Consider the following 4,788-nt stretch of genomic DNA (forward strand, 5'->3'; position numbering starts at 1 on the left):
CCCGCCGAGGCGTGGCGCGAGTGCCGTGGCGCGGCGCTGACCGTGGCGCGGGCGGCGTCCTGGGCCGAGGTGACGGGGGCGGACGGCCGCCGTACCGATCTGCGGCCCGTCCTGGACGCGGCGGACGGGCCACTGCTCCGGGTCGAACTGCTCGTCGGGGCGCCCGGGGTGAGTGCCGAGGAGACCGGCACGACGGCGCGGAGGCTGCTGTCCGGGCCGGGCCCCCGGCTCGCGGGGCTCAGCCCGTTCCGGCTGCCGGCGATCCGTGGCGGTGCGGCACCGCGGGCCTGGGACGGCGTGCCGCTGATCCGGCACACGACCCCGGGGCACGATCTGCCGCGCTGGGACCGGTTCACCGCGCCCGGGACGCTCGACGAGACGGAGCGCACCGCGGCGATCGGCGCGCTCAACGCCGAACTCGGTGCCGTCGCCGATCTGTTCCCCGGCCGGTTCGCCTGCGGCGTGCTCGCCGCACCGGACGGGACCCCGGTGTGGGAGCCCTCGGCCGCCGTCGTGGCCGGAGAGGGGCCCGGCCCGGACGGCCGGGGCCCGGGTTCGTTCGTGGTGAACCTGCGGACGGGCAGCGCGTTCCGGCTGCATCCGAAGCTGACGCCGGTCGTGGAGCGGCTCTCGTCCGGCGACACCGCTGTCCTGGACCGGATCGGCGACGAGGTCCGAAGGAAACTGACCGATCGGCTGGTCCAGGCCGGAGTGATGCGGAGGAGCCAGTGAGCCGACAGTGGCGCATCGGGCGGGAGTTCATCCTGCGCCATGCGGGAATGCCGTTCGACTGGCTGGAGGAGCTGGGCGCGCCCCACTCCCTGCTGGAACTCGCGGACGAGCTGCTCGACCGCGAGCGGACCGTCCTGGAGCTGGTGGAGGAGCGGTTCGACGGGCCCCGCGCCGAGTCGCTGCGGTCCGATGTGCTGCGCGGACGGGTGCGGCAGGTGCCGAGGTCCGGCGGAGCGCGGTGGAGCCCGGCGGTGAGCGCCTGGGCCGACGCCTGGGAACGCTACGCACTCGCCTGCCGGGAGGCCGACGAGGAGGCCGGCAAGCGGCTGCGGGACCTGCTGGCGGATCCCGGGGTCTCCGAGGCCGTGTTCCTGTCCAACCCGGACGCGTACCGCAACATGCTGCTCCCGCTGCTGGCGTACGAAGGACCGCTGACCTCGCGCTGGCGCCGGGTGCGCCGGCAGATGTTCACGTACGTGCAGCGGTTCTGCGCGAAGAACGAGACGGTGAGCTTCTTCGGGCCCATGGCGTACGGCACGGTGGGCGAGGGTGAGGGTGCCGTGCTGCGCGACGACGTGCCCCGCGTCCGCCGGGTGTTCTTCTCGCACTGGGCGGCGCGTGCGCTGGCCACCGCGATCGCCAGGGACCCCAAGATCCTTCCGCATCTCGCGTTCCACTCCACCGGGCGTGGTGACGCGGTGCGGGAGCCGCTGCTGCTGCTCGTGGCCCCGGACGGAACGGTGTTCCGCGACGTGGTGCGCGCCGCCGGGCAGCCGGCCCGCGAGGTGGCCAGGACGCTGATGCGGCTGGTGGCCGAGGAGGCCGTCACCATCGGTCTCGGCGGCGGCGACTACGACCTGGAGCCCCTCGCGACCCTGCGGGACCAGCTCTCCGCGCTGCCCGCCTCACCGGCACGCGAGCTGTGGCTCGGTCGGATGGACGAACTCTCCTCCCTCATCGGCGACTTGGCCGAGGTACCGCTGGACCGCAAGCCGGCCGCCGTCGCCGCCCTGGAGAACCGGTTCACCGAGTTCACCGGCAGGCCGGCCAGGAGGGGCGCCGGTGCGGCGTACGCCGACCGCGCCGTGTTCTTCGAGGAGTGCGCGTCGCCCTTCGCGCTGACCCTCGGCGCCGGGCTGATCGGCGACTGGGAGCGGCAGCTCGCCCCCGTGATGGAGGTGTGCACCGCGCACGGGCACGCCGCCCAGCGCGCCGCGGCGGCCGCGGTGCGCGAGGCCTTCACGGACGGCACGACCGGTGGGCAGGACGCCGAACTGGACCTCCTCACGTACGCGACCCGTGCGGCCGCGAGCCGTTCCGACTCGACCAGCACCTTCCAGGCGGCCCACGCGCCGAGCTACCCCGGCGCCGACTGGCAGGCCGAGGTCGAGCGGCTGACCGGCGCGGCCGGGGCGCTGGACGGCGACCGGTACGCGGTCATCGACCTGTGCCCCGCCGCGCCGGACGCCTCCGGGCTCGGCGCCGCCCCGCTCGTACTCTCCCGCGCCCACCACCACCTGCTGGTGCGCAGCTGGCTGGGCACGATGCACCCGGACCCGGACCGGCTCGGCGCGGACGCCGCCGCCTGGACGGCGGCGCAGGACGGCACGGTCGTCGGGCTCGACTTCGGGCGCCGCAACAAGGGCTACTACCGCTTCCCCGGCCGTGAGGTCGCGATGCGCCCGCTGACCTGGACCGATCACGATCAGTCGGAGCTGCTGAAGCCGGAAGACCTCACGGTCCGCATCGGGCCGCACGAGGTCACCCTGCACGATCCGGACGGCAGGACGGTCAGCGCGTACGTCCCGCTGAGCGACTTCGTCAAGTACGCCCCCATCGCCGCCCTTTCGCACCCGCAGGTGCTCCACCCCACCTTCACCACCGAGGACGCGCAGCCCGAAGTGGCCCTGGGGTCGGTCGTCCTGCAGCGCTCCCGGTGGCAGGTGCCCACCGCGGCGCTCGCGGCACCGGAACCCGAAGCGCGGTTCCTCGCGCTGCGCAGGCTGGCCCGGGACACGGGAACACGGTTCGTCTTCTGCCGCAGCGCCCACGAGCGCAAGCCGTATCTGATCGACCTGGCCTCACCCCTCGCGGCGGACCTGATCAGCCATGTGGCGCGCGACGCCGAGCAGTTGGGCGTGGAGCGGATGGCGCCGGGACCGGACGAACTGTGGCTGCGCGACAGCGAAGGCCGGCGCTACACCAGCGAGCTGCGGATGCAGATCATCGGCAGGAGCAGCGGCGGGAGCAGCACGCGATGACACACACCACGCTCTTCGCCGAGCACTCGCTGCGGATGCGGGCCGATGTGCTCCCGGACGGCGCCATCTCCACCGAGCGGACCTCGGTGCGCGGAATGAGCGTCGAACGGCACCTCGGCCAGGGCTTCACCGAACACCGCTTCGCCGACGGCGACGACCTGCTGGCCTCGGGCGCCGCCGGGACGAGCCCGGAGGCCGCCGACGCGCTGCGGGAGGTGCAGGAACGGCCACTGTTCGAGCTGACCCCCGAGCTGCGCGCCGAGCTCGCAGTGATCGCCGCCGACACCGGCGCGGAGCTGACCCTGGGTGTGGCCCAGCAGCACGTCGCCGCGGGCAGCGCGGAACGCGTCGCCACCACGGAGCGGATCGTCACGACCCTGGAGACCAGGCTGACCGGTGACGACGGCACCGTCCACTCCCGGTCGCTGCTGTGCGCCCCTCCGTGGTCCGACCCGGACGGGCTGAGGGACGCGGCCGTACGGACGGCCGAGGCGGTGCGCGAACGCCTCGCACTGCCGCTCGCCACCGAACTCCCGGACGGCGCCGACCTCGTCCTGCTGCCCGGCCTCGCCGGGGCGTTCTTCCACGAGATCGTCGGCCACCCGATGGAAGCCGACGTGGTCGCGTCCGGAACGAGCTACCTCGGGGCGCGCGCCGGACAGCGCGTCGCACCCGCATGGCTGTCGGTGCTCGACGGCGGTGCGCACGACGGACCGGGCTACCGCAGTCCGTTCGACGACGAGGGCACCCCGTGCCGCACCCTGCGGCTGATCGACCGGGGCACGGTGGGGCAGCCGATGACCGACCGGGCGCTCGCCTCCCTGCTCGGCGGCGGCCCCGGCACGGGCCACGGGCGCAAACAGAGCTACCGGCATCCGGCGATCCCCCGGATGACCCACACCGTGGCCGTGATCGAGCCCACGGCCGAGCCGGAGCCGCCCTCGGGCGACTGGATCGCCCCGTACGGGCTGCGGCTGGACATGATGAACATCGCCTCGGGCGCCTTCGTCTTCCACGCCCCGTTCTCCCTGCTGCACCGCGCCGACGGCAGCACCGCCCGGCTGGGCCCGCTGACGGTGACCGGTGACGGGGCGCGGGTGCTCGCGGGTCTGCGGCCCTACGAGCACCGGGTCGCCGCCTATCTGCGGGCCACCGGAGGCTGCGGAAAGCTGGGGCAGTACCCGGTGCCGGTGTCGTTCGCGAACGCCGGATTCCGGCTGCCGGCCGGACTCGTCGGGCTGCGGGCGGTGGCCCGTGGCTGAGATGCGGACACGTGCCTCCGGAGTCGTCACGCCCACCCGCGGCGCGCCGCGGCTGACCGTCTCGCTCGACACCCTGAGCGTCGAACGGGACGCGACGGGCCGGGTCACCGGCTCCCGGCGGGTCGCCGGGCCGACGGACCAGGACGCGGGCAAGGAGACCGGGCTGCTGCTCACCGAGGCGGCCGAACGGACGGCGTCGGTCGTCGCCGGACTCCAGAGCGCGGTGGCGCAGGTCCACGAGTGGCGTGACAGCGACGGCCTGCCGGTGTCGAGGCGGGCCGAGTTGCTGGCCCGCGTCGAGACCCCCGGCGGCCCCGTTCTGCTCGGGACCAGCGGCCAGGGGGATCCGGCCGGGCTCGTGGAGGCGCTGCCCTGGGACGAACTCGGGGCGCTCTCGGAGCCGTTCGTGTCGGCTGAGCCGCCGGACGACTGGCGCGAGCGGCCGCTGCTGCTGCGGCCGTCCGCGGCGTCGGTGCTGGTGGCCGGTGCGGCTTTCTCGCTGACCTCGCGCGGGGGCCGCGCGACCGCCGGCC

At 74.7% G+C, this 4,788-nt stretch carries 4 protein-coding genes; all 4 read left to right on the top strand.

Translation table 11 applies throughout. The annotated features are described in order from the left end of the window. Positions 1-732 (top strand): hypothetical protein (locus KS423_RS38705; RefSeq protein WP_263455695.1); only part of this gene is annotated, 732 nt, incomplete at its 5' end. Next, the gene (locus KS423_RS38710) at positions 729-2,993 is read left to right on the top strand and encodes a lantibiotic dehydratase (RefSeq protein WP_224284420.1); all 2,265 of its coding nucleotides are present in this window, start codon (positions 729-731) and stop codon (positions 2,991-2,993) included. The genes KS423_RS38705 and KS423_RS38710, both read left to right, overlap by 4 nt. Further along, positions 2,990-4,255 (top strand): metallopeptidase TldD-related protein, encoded by a 1,266-nt coding sequence (locus tag KS423_RS38715; RefSeq protein WP_224284421.1) that lies wholly within the window; start codon positions 2,990-2,992, stop codon positions 4,253-4,255. Before KS423_RS38710 ends, KS423_RS38715 begins: the two co-directional genes overlap by 4 nt. Position 4,256: 1 nt before the next feature. After that, positions 4,257-4,788: hypothetical protein (locus tag KS423_RS38720; protein WP_224284422.1), on the top strand; the 532-nt coding region annotated here is incomplete at its 3' end.

This window comes from Streptomyces sp. LS1784 (assembly GCF_020103755.1).
GTDB lineage: Bacteria > Actinomycetota > Actinomycetes > Streptomycetales > Streptomycetaceae > Kitasatospora.